18 protein-coding genes are annotated in these 19,271 nt (G+C 63.0%); 11 read left to right on the forward strand and 7 right to left on the reverse strand.

Going from position 1 to position 19,271, the window contains the following annotated elements; genetic code table 11:
- The first annotated feature begins 220 nt into the window (after nt 1-220).
- Both ACEOAC_RS09430 and ACEOAC_RS09435 read left to right on the forward strand, forming a co-directional pair.
- Nucleotides 221-943 (forward strand): response regulator transcription factor, encoded by a 723-nt coding sequence (locus tag ACEOAC_RS09430; RefSeq protein WP_039876380.1) that lies wholly within the window; start codon nt 221-223, stop codon nt 941-943.
- Nucleotides 944-966: 23 nt separating this feature from the next.
- The gene (locus ACEOAC_RS09435) at nt 967-1,671 is read left to right on the forward strand and encodes a response regulator (RefSeq protein WP_241813336.1); all 705 of its coding nucleotides are present in this window, start codon (nt 967-969) and stop codon (nt 1,669-1,671) included.
- 20 nt (nt 1,672-1,691) lie between these two features.
- Here ACEOAC_RS09435 and ACEOAC_RS09440 read toward each other — a convergent pair whose 3' ends face one another.
- Nucleotides 1,692-2,153 carry a rhodanese-like domain-containing protein gene (locus tag ACEOAC_RS09440; RefSeq protein ID WP_413444801.1) on the reverse strand — a complete coding sequence of 154 codons (462 nt, stop codon included), beginning with the start codon at nt 2,151-2,153 and terminating at the stop codon, nt 1,692-1,694.
- Nucleotides 2,154-2,641: 488 nt separating this feature from the next.
- Here ACEOAC_RS09440 and glnA point away from each other — a divergent pair, with 488 nt between their 5' ends.
- The 3 genes from glnA to ntrC all read left to right on the forward strand — a co-directional run bounded on the left by glnA (nt 2,642) and on the right by ntrC (nt 6,932).
- A complete protein-coding gene (gene glnA, locus ACEOAC_RS09445) occupies nt 2,642-4,057 on the forward strand; it encodes a type I glutamate--ammonia ligase (RefSeq protein ID WP_034331334.1) in 1,416 nt (471 codons plus the stop codon).
- Nucleotides 4,058-4,222: 165 nt separating this feature from the next.
- Nucleotides 4,223-5,296: a nitrogen regulation protein NR(II) gene (gene glnL, locus ACEOAC_RS09450; RefSeq protein ID WP_006712806.1), complete on the forward strand. Its 1,074-nt coding sequence runs from the start codon at nt 4,223-4,225 to the stop codon at nt 5,294-5,296.
- Between the two features lie 136 nt (nt 5,297-5,432).
- On the forward strand, nt 5,433-6,932 hold the full coding sequence (gene ntrC, locus ACEOAC_RS09455; protein ID WP_077236454.1) for a nitrogen regulation protein NR(I): 1,500 nt from the start codon (nt 5,433-5,435) through the stop codon (nt 6,930-6,932).
- Between the two features lie 205 nt (nt 6,933-7,137).
- Here ntrC and ACEOAC_RS09460 read toward each other — a convergent pair whose 3' ends face one another.
- Both ACEOAC_RS09460 and prpR read right to left on the reverse strand, forming a co-directional pair.
- A complete protein-coding gene (locus ACEOAC_RS09460) occupies nt 7,138-8,421 on the reverse strand; it encodes an MFS transporter (protein WP_006712803.1) in 1,284 nt (427 codons plus the stop codon).
- A 254-nt stretch (nt 8,422-8,675) separates the two neighbouring features.
- Nucleotides 8,676-10,334: a propionate catabolism operon regulatory protein PrpR gene (prpR, locus tag ACEOAC_RS09465; RefSeq protein WP_413628808.1), complete on the reverse strand. Its 1,659-nt coding sequence runs from the start codon at nt 10,332-10,334 to the stop codon at nt 8,676-8,678.
- A 340-nt stretch (nt 10,335-10,674) separates the two neighbouring features.
- Here prpR and prpB point away from each other — a divergent pair, with 340 nt between their 5' ends.
- From prpB to ACEOAC_RS09495, 6 genes are all read left to right on the forward strand, one after another.
- Nucleotides 10,675-11,565: a methylisocitrate lyase gene (gene prpB / locus ACEOAC_RS09470; protein ID WP_006712799.1), complete on the forward strand. Its 891-nt coding sequence runs from the start codon at nt 10,675-10,677 to the stop codon at nt 11,563-11,565.
- Nucleotides 11,566-11,613: 48 nt separating this feature from the next.
- The gene (gene prpC, locus ACEOAC_RS09475) at nt 11,614-12,768 is read left to right on the forward strand and encodes a 2-methylcitrate synthase (protein ID WP_180668204.1); all 1,155 of its coding nucleotides are present in this window, start codon (nt 11,614-11,616) and stop codon (nt 12,766-12,768) included.
- Nucleotides 12,769-13,017: 249 nt separating this feature from the next.
- Nucleotides 13,018-13,446 carry a hypothetical protein gene (locus ACEOAC_RS09480; RefSeq protein WP_241813332.1) on the forward strand — a complete coding sequence of 143 codons (429 nt, stop codon included), beginning with the start codon at nt 13,018-13,020 and terminating at the stop codon, nt 13,444-13,446.
- Nucleotides 13,447-13,792: 346 nt separating this feature from the next.
- The gene (locus ACEOAC_RS09485; RefSeq protein WP_413444823.1) at nt 13,793-15,679 is read left to right on the forward strand and encodes a propionate--CoA ligase; all 1,887 of its coding nucleotides are present in this window, start codon (nt 13,793-13,795) and stop codon (nt 15,677-15,679) included.
- 106 nt (nt 15,680-15,785) lie between these two features.
- On the forward strand, nt 15,786-16,289 hold the full coding sequence (locus ACEOAC_RS09490; protein WP_241813330.1) for an arsinothricin resistance N-acetyltransferase ArsN1 family B: 504 nt from the start codon (nt 15,786-15,788) through the stop codon (nt 16,287-16,289).
- Nucleotides 16,289-16,561 carry a hypothetical protein gene (locus tag ACEOAC_RS09495; RefSeq protein WP_006712789.1) on the forward strand — a complete coding sequence of 91 codons (273 nt, stop codon included), beginning with the start codon at nt 16,289-16,291 and terminating at the stop codon, nt 16,559-16,561. The genes ACEOAC_RS09490 and ACEOAC_RS09495 overlap by 1 nt, the downstream gene beginning before the upstream one ends.
- Nucleotides 16,562-16,599: 38 nt before the next feature.
- On the opposite strand, the gene xth is transcribed toward ACEOAC_RS09495, so the two are convergent.
- The 4 genes from xth to ACEOAC_RS09515 all read right to left on the reverse strand — a co-directional run bounded on the left by xth (nt 16,600) and on the right by ACEOAC_RS09515 (nt 18,992).
- Entirely contained in the window at nt 16,600-17,367 is a 768-nt protein-coding gene (gene xth / locus ACEOAC_RS09500; protein WP_413444822.1) for an exodeoxyribonuclease III, read from the reverse strand.
- A gap of 184 nt (nt 17,368-17,551) precedes the next feature.
- A complete protein-coding gene (locus ACEOAC_RS09505) occupies nt 17,552-17,863 on the reverse strand; it encodes a HigA family addiction module antitoxin (protein WP_413444821.1) in 312 nt (103 codons plus the stop codon).
- A 12-nt stretch (nt 17,864-17,875) separates the two neighbouring features.
- The gene (locus tag ACEOAC_RS09510) at nt 17,876-18,163 is read right to left on the reverse strand and encodes a type II toxin-antitoxin system RelE/ParE family toxin (protein WP_102664297.1); all 288 of its coding nucleotides are present in this window, start codon (nt 18,161-18,163) and stop codon (nt 17,876-17,878) included.
- Nucleotides 18,164-18,419: 256 nt separating this feature from the next.
- Nucleotides 18,420-18,992 (reverse strand): FxDxF family PEP-CTERM protein, encoded by a 573-nt coding sequence (locus tag ACEOAC_RS09515; RefSeq protein ID WP_006712785.1) that lies wholly within the window; start codon nt 18,990-18,992, stop codon nt 18,420-18,422.
- Nucleotides 18,993-19,271 lie beyond the last annotated feature (279 nt).

Genomic DNA, 19,271 nt, shown 5'->3' on the forward strand with positions numbered 1-19,271 from the left:
TATTTTTCAGACGATTCTTATGCGCCCTGGGCCTGGGCTCCACCACAATAGCGCCTTCGAAAACCGGAGCCGGATTCAAGACCTGTTTAAGCAACAGATACTGGCTTGCCGATGCGGGGCCAGCGCCCCACAATGGCGCCTCGCCGCCGCGCCGGATTCGGGGGAAAAGCGGATATAAAACGGACAAAAATCGAACAACGACAGAGAGCAAAGGGCAAGGATGACATGGACACTGGCTTCGGCGATGCGCATCGCCTTGCTTGACGACCACGCCGTGGTTCGATACGGATTGGCGAAGCGACTGGCCGAGGAGCCGGACTTCGAAGTCGTCGGCGCCTTCGCCACCAGCAAGGAGTTGATGACCGCGCTGCGCGCGTCGCCAGCGGACCTGCTGCTGATCGATTATTCGCTGGGCAGCAATGACATCGATGGTCTGAACCTGATCCGGGCGTTGCGCGTGCGCTTCCCCCGCAGCAAGATCCTGGTCACCTCGGCGCATCACAATGCGGCCACCGTGGCCATGGCCATGAAGGCGGGGGCACGGGGCTTCGTGGGCAAGTCGCAGGAGCTGGGCGAACTGATCCAGGCCATCCGCACCATCGGGTTGGGGCGGGAGTACCACAATGCGGCGCTGACCCGCGAACTGGCGGCCATGCAGGTGGCTGAGCCGGTATCCGGTGGCAAGTCCGAAGCGCGTCCGGCGCGCCGTGCGCGCACGACACCGCCTTCCTCGGATTCGCTGTCGGACATGCCCAACCTGTCGCCACGCGAGCGCGAAGTCTTGCGCTGCTGTCTGGATGGCTTGTCGGTGACTGACATCGCCGACAAGTTTGCCCGCAGCGTCAAGACCATCAGCGGGCAGAAGCAATCGGCCTTCCGCAAGCTGGGCGTGCGCAGCGACAATGAACTGTTCAAGATCGAATACCAGATCAAGGACCTGTAAAGCGCACCACATAGGGAGTTGCAATGATGAAGGACAGTGGGCCGCGGGTGCTGCTCGTTGATGACTCGGCCACCATCCGGTATGCAATGCAAAGCCGGCTGCAGCTGATGGGTTGCGAGGTCGACAGCGTCGCCGACGGCACCGCCGCGCTGGCAGCGATCCAGGCCCGCCCCTATGGGCTGGTGCTGCTGGATTGCTTCCTGCCGGACATCCTGGGCCAGGACGTGGCGCGCCAGGTCCGCCAGCTGGAACAGGCGCAGCCTGAGCGGCCCTACACGCCGCTGATCGGCATCTCGGCCGAGGCCGATCCTGCGCACGTACAGCGCTGCCTGGACAGCGGCATGGATGGGATGCTCGACAAGCCATTGCAGACCCTGGCCATCCGCCGCCTGCTGGCGCTGTGGTGCGATCACGAGCTGGGCGAGGAAGGCGAGGCCGCCAGTCCCGAGGAAGAACACGACCAGGACCTGGCCCGGCTGTTCCTGACGACCTCCCTGCATGATCTGCAGGCACTGCAGCAGGCGCGGGAGGAGGGCGATGCCGCCCGCATGAGCCGGCTCACCCACCGTATGCGGGGCGCGGCGCTGACCATGGGTCGGGCCGAGATCGTGGCCTTGCTGGAATGCGTGGACGAGGCCCTGCTAGGCGGCCCTGGCGCTGCCGATGCGATCAGCCTGCTGCTGCAGTCATTGAGCAATGCACTGCAGGCGCGCAGCCTGCAATCCTGATCAGCGTTGCCGGGTTGGCTTCAGGCGCCCACCCAGGGCAGTCCGCTGAAGCACCAGCCTTCCACCGTCTTGCGATGTCCGGCCGCGTCCTTGTTGCCTTCGAAGCCTTCCAGGATGTCGAAGCAGCGGGTGTAGCCATGTTCCGTGGCCAGCTTGGCTGCGTGCTTGGAACGCACGCCGGAGCGGCACAGGAATAGCAGCACTTCATCGGGCAGGGTGACTTCCTTCAATTGCGGCAGGAATTCCGGATTGGGCTTGCCCTCCGGGTAGAGATTCCATTGCACCGCCAAGTGCTGCGCCGCCGGAATCTGCACGGTCCCGATCCAGTCGCGCTCGGCGCGCGTGCGCACGTCCACCAGCTTCACCTTGGTGTCGGCCTGGATCAGGGCCAGCGCTTCCTGCGGGGTGACTGCGCCGGCATAGGGTAACTGGCCGTCGGTGCCGCGTTGCTGGGCTTTGGAGAGGATGTCGTGGGGGCTCATGGAATTTGATCTCGGGAAGAAGCGGGCGTGGAATTCTCGGAACGGGTCAACATGGGTGCGGCCGACGATGGCAGGATCAGCCGCGCAGCCCGCTGAAAGACTTGATTCTAAACAATATAAACATTTCGGCAATTTCCAAGTCGGTGCATCGCGCAGCCGGAGTTACAGGATGCCCCAGTACGGCGCATGCACCATCAATGTGCAAATCGGGTAGCCCCATCTAAAAATGCAGTAATTTGGTGCAAAAGAAGAAAAATGCACCAAAACAAGGCTTGGTATGCTGATTCCTGCACCGTGGGGAACGGCCCGAAGGCCGCGTCCTCCCTAAAATATTCCATTATCGGGCTACCCCAAAGGTCGATGGCATGGAATCTGCTATCATCCGCGACTGAGTTCGGCGCAAGACCGTTGTATCAAATGCAAAGATCCAGTCGCAGAAAACGGCTCACACCCCAATTTATACTACTTCCTCGTTTTAGGAGATTCGCATGGCAAGGACGGCCGCAGAGGTTTTGAAGATGGTGAAGGACAACGAAGTCAAGTTTGTTGACTTCCGTTTCGCTGACACCCGTGGCAAGGAACAGCACGTTTCCGTGCCTGTTTCGCATTTCGACATCGACAAGTTCGAATCCGGTCACGCCTTCGACGGTTCGTCGATCGCCGGCTGGAAGGGTATCGAAGCCTCCGACATGCTGCTGATCCCGGACCCGAATACCGCCAACATCGACCCGTTCATGGAAGAGACCACCCTCTTCATGCAATGTGACGTGATCGAGCCGTCCGACGGCAAGGGCTACGACCGTGATCCGCGCTCCATCGCCAAGCGCGCTGAAGCCTACCTGAAGTCCTCCGGCCTGGGCGACACCGCCTACTTCGGTCCGGAACCCGAATTCTTCATCTTCGACGGCGTACGTTGGGGTGCTGACATGTCCGGCTCCTTCGTCAAGATCGACTCCGAAGAAGCTTCCTGGAGCACCGGCGCCAAGATCGAAGGCGGCAACTCCGGCCACCGTCCGACCGTCAAGGGCGGCTACTTCCCGGTTCCCCCGGTCGACAGCTTCCAGGACATGCGTTCGGAAATGTCCCTGATCCTGGAATCCCTGGGCATCCCCGTCGAAGTGCACCACCACGAAGTGGCTGGCGCTGGCCAGAACGAACTGGGCACCAAGTTCTCGACCCTGGTCGAGCGCGCTGACTGGACCCAGACCCTGAAGTACGTGATCTGGAACGTCGCCCACACCTACGGCAAGACCGCTACCTTCATGCCCAAGCCCCTGGTCGGCGACAACGGCTCCGGCATGCACGTGCACCAATCCGTCTGGAAGGATGGCAAGAACCTGTTCGCAGGCGACGGCTACGCCGGCCTGTCGGAATTCGCGCTGTACTACATCGGCGGCATCATCAAGCACGCCAAGGCACTCAACGCCATCACCAACCCCGGCACCAACTCGTACAAGCGTCTGGTCCCCGGCTTCGAAGCCCCGGTCAAGCTGGCCTACTCGGCCCGTAACCGCTCGGCCTCGATCCGTATCCCCCACGTCGCCAACCCGAAGGGCCGTCGTATCGAAACCCGCTTCCCGGATCCCCTGGCCAACCCGTACCTGTGCTTCTCGGCTCTGCTGATGGCCGGTCTGGATGGCGTGCAGAACAAGATCCACCCGGGCGAAGCTGCGACCAAGGACCTGTACCACCTGCCGCCGGAAGAAGACAAGCTGATCCCGACCGTCTGCGCCTCGCTGGACGAAGCCCTGGAACACCTGGACAAGGATCGCGAGTTCCTGACCCGTGGTGGCGTGTTCACCGACAGCATGATCGATGCCTACATCGAGCTGAAGATGCAGGAAGTCCAACGCTTCCGCATGACCACGCACCCGATCGAATTCGACATGTACTACTCGCTGTAATCGAATCCGCATCCGGAGAAAAAGGGGAAGCTTGCTTCCCCTTTTTTTATGCGCAGCGGCGCGGCCCATGGTAGGGAAGTGCGCCCGAAAATTGCTAGACAGACTGGTCAATGACTGCACTAGCCCGAGCAAGACGACATGACCCCTGGCATCACGAATCCTCCCATGAAGACACCTCTTCCTTCCCTTGATGGTCTAGACCTGCTGGCCTCGGCCGTCATCATCCTGGACGCTGCCGGTGGCATCGTCTATGCCAACGCTGCCGCCGAGAACCTGCTGGAGAGTTCCTTCAAGGTGCTCTCGCAGCAGAAGCTGTCGGAGCTCTTCCTCAATGGCAAGGAGCTGACCGCGTTGTTCTACCAGGCCATCGAACACCAGTTTGCCGACAAGCGCCTGGACCTGGTGCTGGAACGCGCCAACCGCGAGCCGTTGCAGGTGCACACCATCGTTACGCCCCTGGACAGCACCGACATGCCGGTCCTGCTGGAGCTGCGCGAGAACGTCCAGCAATTGAAGCTGGACCGTGAAGAGCGCATGTTCGACCAGAGCCAGGCCAACAAGGAACTGATCCGCAACCTGGCCCACGAGATCAAGAACCCGCTGGGCGGCATCCGTGGTGCAGCCCAGTTGCTGGAGCTGGAACTGCCCGAGCGCCACCTCAAGGAATTGCGCGAATACACCCAGGTCATCATCAAGGAAGCCGACCGCCTGCAGACCCTGGTCGATCGCCTGCTGGCACCGCACCGCCATCCCCACATCGTGGGCGACGTCAACATCCACGAAGTCTGCGAGCGCGTGCGCAGCCTGGTGATGGCCGAGTTCCCGCAAGGGCTGACCATCAAGCGCGACTATGATCTTTCCATCCCCGAATTCCGGGGCGACAAGGAACAGCTGATCCAGGCGGTATTGAACATCGTCCACAACGCGGCCCAGGCACTGGCCGACCGCATCCGTGCGGGTGACGCCGAGCTGATCCTGCGTACCCGCGTTTCCCGCCAGGTGACGCTATCCAAGGTCAGATACCGGCTGGCACTAGACTTGCATATCATCGATAACGGTCCGGGTATTCCGCCAGACATCCAGGAAAGAATCTTCTATCCCCTGGTGTCGGGTCGGGAGGGTGGTAGCGGACTGGGGCTGACCCTGGCGCAGACCTTCGTGCATCAGCACATGGGCGTGATCGAATGCGACAGCCGGCCGGGTTGTACCGATTTCAGAATACTTATACCGCTGCCGTGAGCCCATGGCCGCAGGCGGCGCGCCAAAGCCGGAATGACGGAAGGCATCCCGTCATCATGGGGGCTGTGGCACGGCGCCAGAAGCGTCGTGGCCGCGGGAGCATTAACAGCATGACCAACGCAGGAAAAAGCTATTTATGAAACCGATCTGGATTGTTGACGACGACGAATCGATACGCTGGGTGCTTGAGAAAGCACTGGCCCGAGAAAATCTCGCCACGCAGAGTTTTTCCAGCGCACGCGATGCCATGGCGGCCCTGCAGAACGGCACGCCGCAAGTGCTGGTTTCCGACATCCGCATGCCCGGCGCCTCCGGGCTGGAACTGCTGCAGACCGTCAAGGCCAAGCACCCCGGGATTCCGGTGATCATCATCACCGCCTTCTCGGACCTGGACTCGGCCGTCTCGGCCTTCCAGGGCGGCGCCTTCGAATACCTGGCCAAGCCCTTCGACGTCGACAAGGCGGTCGAACTGATCCGTCGCGCCCTGGATGAAAGCCTGCGCGAAACCGATATCGAGCAAGGTGCCGCACAGACCCCCGAAATCCTCGGCCAGGCGCCCGCGATGCAGGATGTGTTCCGCGCCATCGGTCGCCTCTCGCAATCGAACGTGACGGTGTTGATCACCGGTGAGTCCGGCTCCGGCAAGGAACTGGTAGCACGCGCCCTGCACAAGCACAGCCCGCGCGCCAGCCAGCCCTTCGTGGCATTGAACACGGCTGCTATCCCGAAGGACCTGCTGGAATCCGAACTCTTCGGCCATGAACGCGGCGCCTTCACCGGCGCGCAAGCCATGCGCCGTGGCCGCTTCGAGCAGGCCGAGGGCGGCACCCTGTTCCTCGATGAAATCGGCGACATGCCGCTGGACCTGCAGACGCGCCTGTTGCGCGTGCTCTCCGACGGCCACTTCTATCGCGTCGGCGGCCATCAATCGCTCAAGGCCAACGTGCGCGTCATCGCCGCTACCCACCAGAACCTGGAACACCGGGTGCGCGAAGGCCTGTTCCGCGAGGACTTGTACCACCGCCTCAACGTCATCCGCCTGCGCCTGCCCAGCCTGCGCGAGCGCAGCGAAGACATTCCCATCCTGGCGCGCTACTTCCTCACCCAGAGCGCCCGCCAGCTGGGCGTGGAAGCCAAGCGCCTGTCACCGCAGGCCATGCAGTTCCTGTCGCAACTGGAATTCCCCGGCAACGTGCGCCAGCTGGAAAACCTGTGCAACTGGATCACCGTCATGGCCCCGGGCCAGACCGTGGAAATCAAGGACCTGCCGCAGGACCTGGTGGAAGAACGCGTGCATGCACCGCAACCGGCGCAGATCGTGTCGGCACCGGCCTCGGCTGCCGGAACGCCTGCACCGCTGGCCCAGCCCGAGCTGTCGGCAGGCGCGGTACCGGCTGAAGCCGTCGCCGGCAACTGGATCTCGCTGCTGGAAACCGAAGCCGCGCAGATGCTGGCCTCGGAGCAGCCGGAGGTGATGGATATCCTCGGTCGCCAGTTCGAAGCCGCGCTGATCAAGATCGCCCTCAAGCACACCCACGGCCGCAAGAACGACGCCGCCGTGCGCCTGGGCATCGGCCGCAACACCATCACCCGCAAGATCCAGGAGCTGGGTATTGGCGGTGCCGAGGACGATTGATCGGCTAGCGCCGGATCACATCTGATCCAACTCGAGTCAAGCAGGGGAGGCCTGCCCGCGTGCCGCCGCGTGGGCAGGAGCAACAAGGGGAAGAGGCGGCGGCAACAAAAAAGGAAATGGCCTGGATCTCGCGATCCAGGCCATTTTTATTTTCTCCCGCCACACTGCCGGGAGAAACGATTTATATCATTTACGCGATCGCTGCTTAGCGCAGCTTCAGCACATAACGCGCCGCCGCCGAAGCGATCAGGCTCAGCACCGCGCCGAAGATGACGAAGTAGCTCACCGACAGCTTGTTGCCGGTGAAGTCGATCAGCCAGGTGATGATCAGGCCAGCGAAGCCGCCGAAGATGGTCACCGCAATGTTATAGGCCAGCGACATGCCGGTGCCGCGCGTGGCCACCGGGAAGATGTCGGCCAGCAGGGCCGGCATGGCGGCGAAGTACATGGTCATGAGCACGCCGATGACGGTCTGCAGCAACAGCAGTTGCAGGAAGCCCGGCGAATTGGTCAGGAACACGAACATCGGATAGGTCAGCACGATGTACAGGGCGCTGCTGACGATCATGAACGGCGTGCGGCCGATCTTGTCGGAGGCTGCGCCCACCAGCGGCGAGCCGATGAACATGATCAGGCCGGCCACCGACATCGCGGCGAACGACGACCATGCCGGCAGGCCCAGCTGCTTGACCGCGTAGGTCGGGATGTACAGCGACAGGTAGACCGAGACGGTGGCCATGATGACGCTGCCCGAACCGATCAGGAGGCGCAGCTTCTGGCTGGTGAAGGTATCGCGCAGGGGCGCATTGGTCTTTTCGCTGGACTCCTTGAATTCCGGTGCTTCATCCAGGTGACGACGGATGTAGATACCCGCTGGTGCGATCAGCAGGCCGAAGAAGAACGGCACGCGCCAGCCCCAGGAAGCCAGTTGCTCGGGCGTGAGCATGTTGTTGAGCACGGCGCCGAAGATCGCCGCCAGCAACAGGCTGATGCCCTGGCTGGCCACCTGCCAGCTGGAGAAATAACCACGGCGATGCGGTGCGTGTTCCACCAGGAAGGCGGTGGAGCTACCGAACTCGCCGCCGGCCGAGAAGCCCTGGATCATCTTGCCCAGCGCGATGCCGGCCGGTGCCAGCAGGCCGATGCTGGCGTAGCTGGGCATGAAGGCGATCATGGCGGTGCCGATGGTCATGAGCATGATCGACAGCATCAGTGCCGCCTTGCGGCCGGCGCGGTCGGAATAGGCGCCCAGCACCACCGCGCCCAGCGGTCGCATGAAGAAGGACACGCCGAAGGTGGCGAAGGTCAGCAGCAGCGAAACGCTGTCGTCCCCGGTGGGGAAGAACTGCTTGGCGATGACCACGGCGAAGGCGCCGTAGATCAGGATGTCGAACCATTCGAGCGCATTGCCGATGGAAGACGAGATGATCGCGCGCCGCGCCTGCGGGTGCGTGGTGGCGGCGCCAGGCGCCGTGGTGTTGCTGGTCATGGAGACTCCCTGATGGATGACTGTGGATGGAGGAGCTGCGCGCCGGTCTCGCCCGGGCGGGGCGGACGACTGCCTGGCTGGTTGAATGATGGTTATGGGCTCCCTGTCGCGCTCACGGGGCAAATGCGATCGGCCGTGGGCGTTACAGCGGGCGAGGATAGGCGCCGCAGTGCGGGGCTGTCAAGGCGCGCTGCGGTGGATTATCAGGACGCAGGAAGCCTGTCGCATCGGGTAAATGATTTACACACGATGGCTCATTGCTGGCCTTCATCGACCTCATCCGCTAGCTGCTTCAGGCGGCGCCACAGGGTGGTCCGGCTCATCCCCAGATGGCGTGCGGCGGCAGCGCGATTGCCGCGATAGCGGCGCAGCACGGCCTGGATCTGCGCATCGTCAGGCGCGGCCGTGACGACATCTGGCTCCTGCGCGGTCGCGCTGGCCATGCCGGCGTGCTGCCCCAGTTCCGGTGCGACCCGCAGGATCAGGGCCGGCGTCAGCGCCTGCAGCGGCTCGGCCGCCAGGAACAGGGCCAGCCGTTCCATCAGGTTGCGCAGTTCACGCACATTGCCCGGCCAGGCGTAGGCGCACAGCAGCGGCGAGCAGCGCAGGATTTCCGCACCCAGGTTGGCATGCGGGCGGGCATCCAGCGCCGCCAGCGCATGCTTGAGATGCCACTCGGCCAGTGCCGGCACGTCGTCGCTGCGCGCACGCAGCGGCGGCAGGGGCAGGCGCAGCACGCTGAGCCGGTAATACAGGTCGGCCCGGAAACGGCCCTCGCGCACCCTGGCCTCCAGGTCGCAATGGGTGGCGCTGATGATGCGCACCTGCACCGGGATCGGCCGCGTGCCACCGACGCGTACCACCTCGCGCTCTTCCAGCACGCGCAGCAGGCGGGTCTGCAGCGGCAGCGGCATCTCGCCGATTTCATCCAATAGCAGCGTGCCGCGATGGGCCGCCTCGAACACGCCGGCACGTCCACCCCGGCGCGAACCGGTGAAGGCACCTTCTTCATAGCCGAACAGTTCGGACTCCAGCAGCGACTCCGCCAGCGCGCCGCAGTTGATGGCCACGAAGGGATGGCTTGCCTGGGTCTTGCCCTGCATCAGCGGATGGGCGCGATGGATGGCTTGCGCCGCCAGCTCCTTGCCGGTGCCGGTCTCACCCTGGATCAGTACGCTGGCCGGTGAACGGGCAAACAGCGTGATCGATTGCCGTACCGCTTCCATGGCAGCCGAGTCGCCCCGCAGGTCCTTCAGGTGATGGCGTGCGCGCAGGCTGTCGGCCACCGGCAGGAGGGGGCCACGCGTGCTCTCCAGTTGCGTCAGGCGCGCCAGTTCCAGTGCATCCTCGAAGGCCTGGCGCACCGTGGCCGAGGAATACAGGAAGATGCCGTGCATGCCGGCCTCTTCAGCCAGGTCGGTGATGAGGCCGGCGCCCACCACGGCCTCGATGCCACCGGCCTTCAGTTCGTTGACCACGGCCCGCGCATCTTCCTCGGTGGCATAGGTGCGCTGGGCGATGTCCAGTCCGAACATCTGCTGGAACTCGGCCAGTGCCGGCATCTCTTCCTGATAGCTGACCAGGCCGATGCGGGTGGTGATCTGGCGCGCCCGTGCCAGCGCCTGCATCACGTCGAAGCCGCTGGCGCGCGCCACCACCACCGGCACCGGCAACCGGCTCTTGAGGTAGGCGCCGATGGAGCCGGCCGAGATGACCACGTCGCAGCGCTGCGTGGCCAGGCGCTCGCGGATCTCGCGCACGGCCTCGTCGAACCCCAGGTGGATGGGCTCGATGTCGGCCAGCGCGTCGAACTCCAGCGTGATGTCGCGGAACAGCTCCGACAGGCGCGATACCGAAGCGGTCCAGATCACGGGTTTGTCGGCGTGGCGGTCGGTGGGGGCAGGGCGTTTCATGGGCGTGGCGCTAGGTGGCTGAGGGTGATGGACGACGACTCAGGGTGGCTGGAAAGGCCTGAAGCCAGCCAGGAAGAAACGTTCACCATGTTTCAGTGAAACGTTAGTGTAACACTGATGAAACGGGGTGGCATGCCTCCGGACCGCCCGTCCGGCCTGCCTGCTGGCGTGGCAGGGGAGCCAGGTTTCGTCCGCAAGTCATTGATCTGGAAGGAAGTTTCATATCGGCCCAAAAGAGGCCCGCCAGGTTTCGCAGGATGTTGCAGTGCGATGGCACGGCCGTTGCAATAAGCCCTCCATAGTCCGCTACCTCCAGCAACCCTTACAGAAGGTGTCCATCATGGCTCTCCACTCCGCAGGCGCAGCGTTCCGCCAGGCCGTCCAGGAAGAATCCCCCTTGCAAGTCATCGGCGCGATCAACGCCAATCACGCCCTGCTGGCCAAGCGCGCCGGCTTCCGTGCCATCTACCTGTCCGGCGGCGGGGTCGCGGCCGGTTCCCTGGGCTTGCCCGACCTCGGCATTTCCAACCTGGACGACGTGCTCACCGACGTGCGCCGCATCACCGACGTGTGCGACCTGCCGCTGCTGGTGGACGTCGATACCGGCTTCGGCGCCTCGGCCTTCAACGTGGCCCGCACCGTGAAGTCGATGATCAAGTTCGGTGCCGCCGCCATGCACATCGAAGACCAGGTCGGCGCCAAGCGCTGCGGCCACCGCCCCGGCAAGGAAATCGTCAGCAAGCAGGAAATGGTGGACCGCATCAAGGCCGCCGTGGATGCCCGTACCGATGAGAATTTCGTCATCATGGCGCGCACCGATGCACTGGCCGTGGAAGGCCTGGAGGCCGCCGTGGAGCGCGCCGTGGCCTGCGTCGAAGCCGGTGCCGACATGATCTTCCCGGAAGCCATCACCGACCTGGGTATGTACAAGCAGTTCGCCAATGCGGTGAAGGTGCCGATCCTGGCCAACATCACCGAATTCGGCTCGACCCCGCTGTTCACCGTGGACGAACTCAAGGGCGCCGACGTCGGCCTGGTGCTCTATCCGCTGTCGGCCTTCCGCGCCATGAACAAGGCGGCCGAAAATGTCTATCAGGCGATCCGCCGCGACGGTACCCAGAAGAACGTGGTCGATACCATGCAGACCCGCATGGAACTGTACGACCGCATCGACTACCACAGCTACGAGCAGCGCCTGGATGCGCTGTTTGCCCAGCAGAAGAACAAGTAATCCCTTCCGACAATTCAGTTTCACCGAACACGCTACGAGGAGAACACGATGAGCGAACAACAAGCCGCAGGTTTCAAGCCCAAGAAGTCCGTTGCCCTCTCCGGCGTCACCGCCGGCAACACCGCCCTGTGTACCGTCGGCAAGACCGGCAATGACCTGCACTATCGCGGCTACGACATCCTGGACGTGGCCGACAGCTGCGAGTTCGAAGAGATCGCCCACCTGCTGGTGCATGGCAAGCTGCCCACCAGCGCCGAACTGCGCGCCTACAAGGCCAAGCTCAAGGCCCTGCGCGGCCTGCCGGCCAACGTCAAGGCGGCGCTGGAATGGCTGCCTGCGGCCTCGCACCCGATGGATGTGATGCGTACCGGCGTCTCGGCCCTGGGTTGCGTGCTGCCGGAGAAGGATGACCACAACACCCCCGGCGCGCGCGACATCGCCGACCGCCTGATGGCCTCGCTGGGTTCCATGCTGCTGTACTGGTACCACTACAGCCACAATGGCAACCGCATCGAAGTGGAAACCGATGATGACTCCATCGGCGCCCACTTCCTGCACCTGCTGCACGGCGAGAAGCCCTCAGAGTCCTGGGAAAAGGCCATGCACACCTCGCTGATCCTGTACGCGGAGCACGAGTTCAACGCCTCCACCTTCACCGGTCGCGTCATCGCCGGTACCGGCTCGGACATGCACTCGGCCATCACCGGCGCCATCGGCGCGCTGCGCGGCCCCAAGCACGGTGGCGCCAACGAGGTGGCCTTCGAGATCCAGAAGCGCTACGACAACCCGGACGAAGCCGAAGCCGACATCCGTCGCCGCGTGGAGAACAAGGAAGTGGTGATCGGTTTCGGTCACCCGGTCTACACCATCTCCGACCCGCGCAACAAGGTCATCAAGGAAGTGGCGCGCAAGCTCTCCAAGGAAGCCGGCTCGACCAAGATGTTCGACATCGCCGAACGCCTGGAAACGGTCATGTGGGACATCAAGAAGATGTTCCCCAACCTGGACTGGTTCTCGGCCGTGTCGTATCACATGATGGGCGTGCCCACCGCGATGTTCACGCCGCTGTTCGTCATCGCCCGCACCTCGGGCTGGGCGGCGCACATCATCGAGCAGCGCATCGACAACAAGATCATCCGCCCGTCGGCCAACTATGTCGGCCCGGAAGATCTGAAGTTCGTGCCCATCGCCAAGCGCAAGTAAGGCAAGCGGGCAGCAGGGTAGGGGAGGGGAGCAAGGGGAGCAGTAGCGCCGCAGTGCAATAGTGGTGAAGCAGTGCAGCGATGGAAGCGACGGCCCGCGGGAGCGGCCGTTGCCTTCCGGATTTGTAACAAGCGTTACATGTGGTCGAGTCCGGTGTAATTACTTGCTAAGATGCGGTCGGGCCGCTTTCGGCTCGTTTTTGGCCCGCTTCCGGCCCATCTCCGCCCCCGACTCTCCATGGATCATCCGATGATTGCTGCCATCGCTTCCCGTCGTTTTTTCAAGCAGGTCTGCCTGTGCGCGGCCGCCAGTTCCGTGCTGGCCGCCTGTTCTTCCAACACCCCGATACCGGTGAGCGACACCAAGCCGGTCTTGCCGCAACTGCTGCAGGCCCCGGCGGCCACCCAGCCCAGCTGGGCGACCCAGCTCAAGACCGGCGCCTTCAGCTGCGAGATGGGCAACAAGGTCGAGATCCGCATGGATGGCCGCGTGACCGATGGTGTGACCCTGGTGTGGAAGGGCAGCAGCTACATGATGAACCCGGTCAGCACCTCGACCGGTGCAGTGCGACTGGAGAACAAGGGCGAAGGCCTGGTGTGGATCCAGATTCCGTCGAAGTCCATGCTGCTCAATTCGAAGATCGGGCAGCAGCTCGCCAACGATTGCCGCACGCGCTGATTGCATCCGCTGTGCAGCGTGCCGTGGCGATGAGCTGACCGCGGCGCGTTTCTCCCTCCTCCTTCGTTTCCTCTTCTTCTGGCATGTCGCCGGTCTCGTACCGGTGACATCGCATCCGCTTTTTTCGTCGTCGCGCTTGATCTGCATCAGCCGCAAAGCGGCGCCGGCTGGGCGAATTCAGCCACCCGTAAGCTTCAGGTGCAAGACTGGATCAAACGTCGCATGAAGGCCGGACAGGGGGTGCTGCAAGCCGGCACCCGGTATCAAGCCGTCGACGATCGACCCGCAGACCACGCATGTCCAGGGCGAACACAGTTTTCCAATACGAAAGACATGAGGAGACGTCATGCAATACGAGGATTTCTATCGCCGCTCCATCGAGCATCCCGACACCTATTGGGCCGAAGAAGCACAGCGCATCCACTGGGAAGAGCCCTTCACCCGCACCCTGGATTATTCGCGCGCGCCCTTTGCGCGCTGGTTCATCGGCGGCAAGACCAATCTGTGCTACAACGCCGTCGATCGTCACCTGGCCGAACGCGCCTCGCAGGCAGCGCTGATCGCCATTTCCACAGAGACCAACAGCGAACGCGTCTACGACTTCGCCGAACTGCATCGCGAAGTGCAGGCCATGGCCGCCACCATGCTGGCCCTGGGCGTGCAGCGCGGCGACCGGGTGCTGATCTACATGCCCATGATCGCCGAGGCGGTGTTCGCCATGCTGGCCTGCGCCCGCATCGGGGCGGTGCATTCGGTGGTGTTCGGCGGCTTTGCCTCCAACAGCCTGGCCTCGCGCATCGATGACGCGCAGCCGCGCCTGATCGTCTCGGCCGATGCCGGCTCGCGCGGCGGCAAGGTGATTCCCTACAAGGGCCTGCTGGACGATGCTATCCAGTTGGCACAGCACAAGCCGCAGCGTGTGCTGCTGGTCGATCGCGGCCTGGCGCCGATGGCGCGCACGCCTGAGCGCGATGTCGACTTTGCCGGCCTGCGCGCACAGTACCTGGACCAGCCGGTGCCGGTGACCTGGCTGGAGTCCAATGAAACCAGCTACGTGCTCTACACCTCCGGCACCACCGGCAAGCCCAAGGGCGTGCAGCGCGACGTGGGCGGCTATGCGGTGGCGCTGGCGTCGTCCATGCAGCACATCTTCTGCGGCAAGCCCGGCGAGACCTATTTCTGCACCTCCGACATCGGCTGGGTGGTGGGTCACTCCTACATCGTCTATGGCCCGCTGATCGCCGGCATGCCTACCGTGCTGTACGAAGGCCTGCCGATCCGGCCTGATGCCGGCATCTGGTGGAGCATCGTCGAGAAGTACAAGGTGACCCGCATGTTCTCCGCACCGACGGCCATCCGCGTGCTCAAGAAACAGCCGGCCGAATGCATGGAGCGTTACGACACCTCTTCGCTCAAGGCGCTCTACCTGGCCGGCGAACCGCTGGACGAGACCACCTCCAACTGGATCTCGGCGGCGCTGAAGGTACCGGTGATCGACAACTACTGGCAGACCGAATCGGGCTGGCCCATCATCTCGATCGCCAAGGGCATCAGCGACAAGCCGACCCGCCTGGGCAGCCCCGGCGTGCCCATGCCGGGCTACCGCCTGGCCATCCTCGATGAGGCCAGCGGCGAGCCCTGCGCGGCCGGCCAGAAGGGTGTGGTCGCCATCGAAGGCCCGCTGCCGCCGGGCTGCATGCAGACCGTGTACGGCGACGATGCGCGCTTCGTCAACACCTACTGGCGCAGCCTGCCACGGGAGGTCTACTCCACCTTCGACTGGGGCATCCAGGACCAGGATGGCTACTACTTCATCCTCGGGCGCACCGACGACGTCATCAACGTCGCCGGCCACCGCCTGGGGACCCGCGAGATCGAGGAGAGCATCTCCAGCCATCCCAACGTCTCCGAAGTGGCCGTGGTCGGCGTGGAAGACAAGTTGAAGGGGCAGGTGGCGATTGCCTTTGCCATCGCCAAACAGGCCGACGCGATTGCCACCCCGGAGCAGAGGAAGGCGCTGGAAGCCGAGATCATGGGTGTGGTCGACAAGCAGATCGGCGCGGTCGGCCGCCCGGCACGGGTGTTCTTCGTCACCGGCCTGCCCAAGACGCGCTCCGGCAAGCTGCTGCGACGGGCCATCCAGTCGATCTGCGAAGGCCGCGATCCGGGCGACCTGCCCACCATCGAGGACCCGGCAGCGCTGGAGCAGGTGAGACTGGCGCTGCGCGACTGATCCCTGCCAGCAAGCGGCGGCCGATACCGGACCTGGCCGCCGCTGATGCCGTAATTTGGTTACACTGGCAGCTTCATCCCATCGTCCCTCTTCAAAGCTTCCGGTCATGCATCCCTCAATCCGCCCGGCCACTGCCGCCGACGCCGCTGCCATCTGTGGCATCTACAACCACTACGTCGACACCACCGTCATCAGCTTCGAGACCGAACCCGTGAGCGTCGAAGGTATGGCCGCCCGCATTGCCGACGTGCAGGCGCAGTTTCCCTGGCTGGTGTTCGAACAGGAGGGCGAGGTGCTGGGCTATGCCTACGCCAGCAAATGGAAGCCGCGCGCGGCCTACCAGCGCTCGGTGGAAAGCTCGGTCTACCTGCGTCACGACGCCGGCGGACGCGGCATCGGCAAGCTGCTGTACGGTGAGCTGTTCGCGCAGTTGAAACCCCTGGGCGTGCATCTGGTCATCGGTGGCATCGCCCAGCCCAATGCGGCCAGCGTGGCCCTGCACGAGAGCCTGGGCTTCGTGAAATGCGGCGTCTTCAGCGAGGTCGGCTACAAGATGGGACGCTGGATCGACGTCGGTTACTGGCAGCTCAAATTGCAAGAGGCCCAATGATGAGATCGACCCGCGCCGCCAGCGCCATCGAGCGCCTGAACAACCGCACCGAATCGCGCGAGTATTCCATGTTGCGCACCTCCGATGAGCGCTTCATCCTGACCCGCCGCGTGGCAGGCCAGCCGCTGGAAAAGCTCAACGAAGCCATGGAACTGGACGACTTCGTCAGCTTCGTCAACGCGCAGGGACCGCAGAAGGCCAAGCGCGTCAGCAAGCTTGATGTGCAGTTCGAAAAGAACATGCGCAACAAGAAAGAACAAACGCCACCCTGAGGTGGCGTTCGTCGATACTGACTTGGCCGTGGGCGGCGTCAGTCGGCCAGGGTCGCAATCACCGGTGCGTGGTCGGAAGGCTGCTCCCACTTGCGCGGCACCTTGTCGATGGCGCAGGCGGTACAACGCGGCACCAGTTCTTCCGACAGCAGGATGTGGTCGATCCGCAGGCCACGATTGAGGCGGAAACCCATCTGCCGGTAGTCCCACCAGCTATACATCTTCTCCGGCTGTTCGAACAGCCGGTAGGAGTCGGTCAGGCCCAGCGCCTGCAGCTTGCGGAAGGCCTCGCGTTCCGGCTCCGACACCAGCACCTGACCTTGCCAGGCCACCGGATCATGCACATCGCGGTCTTCGGGCGCGATGTTGTAGTCGCCCAGCAGCGCCAGCCGCGGGTTCTTCGCCTTCTCCTGTGCCAGCCATTCGTGCAGCGCCGCCAGCCAGTTCAGCTTGTAGGGATATTTTTCGGACTCCAGCGACTGCCCGTTGGGAATATAGGCGCAGACATAGCGCACGCCCTCGATGGTGGCGGCGATGATGCGCTGCTGCTCGTCGGGGAACAAGGGGTTGTTCTTGACCACGTCAGTCATCGGATGGCGCGACAGGATGGCCACGCCGTTATAGGTCTTCTGGCCCGAGAATTCGACCAGATAACCGGCGGCCGCGATCTCGGCGGCGGGAAACTTGTCGTCGGTGAGCTTGGTTTCCTGTAGGCAGAGCACGTCGACCGGATTTTCTTCCAGCCATTTCAGGACCTGCGGCAGGCGGACCTTGAGGGAGTTGACGTTCCAGGTGGCGATTTTCATGGTATGTGCAAAGTCTTTTTGTGGTGCGGCTTTGCGCGGCATGGGTAGCTGCAAGATCTGCCTGGCTACCCACCTGCCTACTCACCCTGGAAGGTTTGGAAGTGCGCGCAAAGTATTGCTGGGGCGCCACTATAGCATCAGCAGCTGGCCCTGTTCTGCGGGTGGAGCGATATCGGGGCGTCCCTCACGCGGCGCGAGCGAATGGCTGCACCTCTTCGGCGATACGTCCCGCAAGCTCAATTTCAGCCATCTTGAGATCGTAAGCCAATTGCAGATTGAGCCAGGACTGGGCATCGCCGCCAAAAAAACGTGCCAGGCGCAATGCCGTATCAATAGTCACAGCGCGTTCTTCCCGCAGGATCGCCGAAATGCGAGGCGCGTCAACGCGCAGTGCCTTGGCCAGCGCGTTGCCGCTCATGTTCAGTTCAGCTAAATATTCTTCCCGCAGTATTTCGCCCGGATGGATGGGGCGCATTCCGTTGGCTGGTGCATTCATGATGTTTCCCTCTCAGTGGTAATCAACAATCTCAACGTTTGCTGCGCCGACAGCCCCTTGGTCGTGCCAGACGAAGCAAATGCGGTATTGGCTGTTGATTCGGATACTGTGCTGGCCGGCGCGGTTGCCGGAGAGCGCTTCCAGGCGGTTTCCCGGGGGCGAGCGCAGGTAATCCAGCGTCGCCGCGGAATCAAGCATCTGGAGCTTGCGTTCTGCGACTTTACGGAAGTTTGAAAACCTTGCGACGGCGCGCCCTTGAAACAGCGCCTCGGTGTCTTGGCATCGGAAGCTAAGTATCATGAAGACACCGTATAGCGTTAGGCGTTATACGTCAAGCGTTACGAAGCTTAGGTGTGGCCGTACGAGAAAAGTTTCGCAGGTGCCTGGGATTAATGCTATCAACTTATGTATATCGATAGATTTATTTAATATTCTGTGCTGGGCAGTCGTCCCAGCAGACAAGTGGCATAGCGTCCCACCGACGATAGATGTGACAAGGGGAACGGCCTCGCGGCCGTTCCCCTTGCACTTTTCAACGATCAGAGTGCGGCGACGATCAAGCCGGCATCATCTGTGCGCTGGTCATCTGCGCGCCGTCGTCACCGGCTTTGCGGCGGCGGCGATAGGCGGCGAAGCCGACCAGGCCCAGGCCGCCGATCATCATGGCGGTGGTGGAGGCTTCCGGTACCGGTGCCACGCTGATGTTGCCGGCGAAGCTGCCGCCAGCCGAACCCAGCACGGTGCCGGCCACCGACAGGGTGTACAGACCGCTGGTCAGGCCGTTGGTGCGCAGGCTGAAGGTCTGCAGGTCACCGCTGGAGAGCTGGGTGCCGGTGTAGGTCTGGCCGTTGCCGCTGAGCGTAAAGCTGCTGATGCCCACGCGGGAGAGGCCATCCAGTGCGATCGAGACCAGTGCCGACGACACCGCAGTGCCAGCACCGCCGACGTTGAAGGTGAAGTTTTCCAGGAAGCTCTGGCCGGTGGTGCCATCGCCATAGCGGGCGCTGAAGGTCGACGTGGCGTCGGTCCAGACCAGTTCGCGCGTGCGTTCCAGATCGGCGGCGCTGGCCGAGGATGCCATGGCGACGAAGGCGGACGCGATCAGGAAACTGCTCAACAGCTTTTTCATTGGGATACCTCTTTCGGGTTCGATTGATTGGTTGATTTTGAAAGCACTGCAAGGGGGATTTTTTACGTCGACGGGTTTTATTGTTGATGTTGGCGAGGTCGACGCGGGGGCGTCCCAGTTTGTGATTTTTGTTCGACGGGACGTGCAGAGAATAATGGAAAATTACTAACTATTACAACTAAATATTACGTTTTACCGGTAACCGGTGTTGCGCTGTAGGATTCCTGGAAGTCGCACTGGTAAAGGGTTTCCGACGATGAGCTTAAGTTTCCGTACGGA

Origin of the sequence: Herbaspirillum frisingense (assembly GCF_047325095.1) — a bacterium.
GTDB classification, from domain to species: domain Bacteria; phylum Pseudomonadota; class Gammaproteobacteria; order Burkholderiales; family Burkholderiaceae_D; genus Herbaspirillum; species Herbaspirillum frisingense.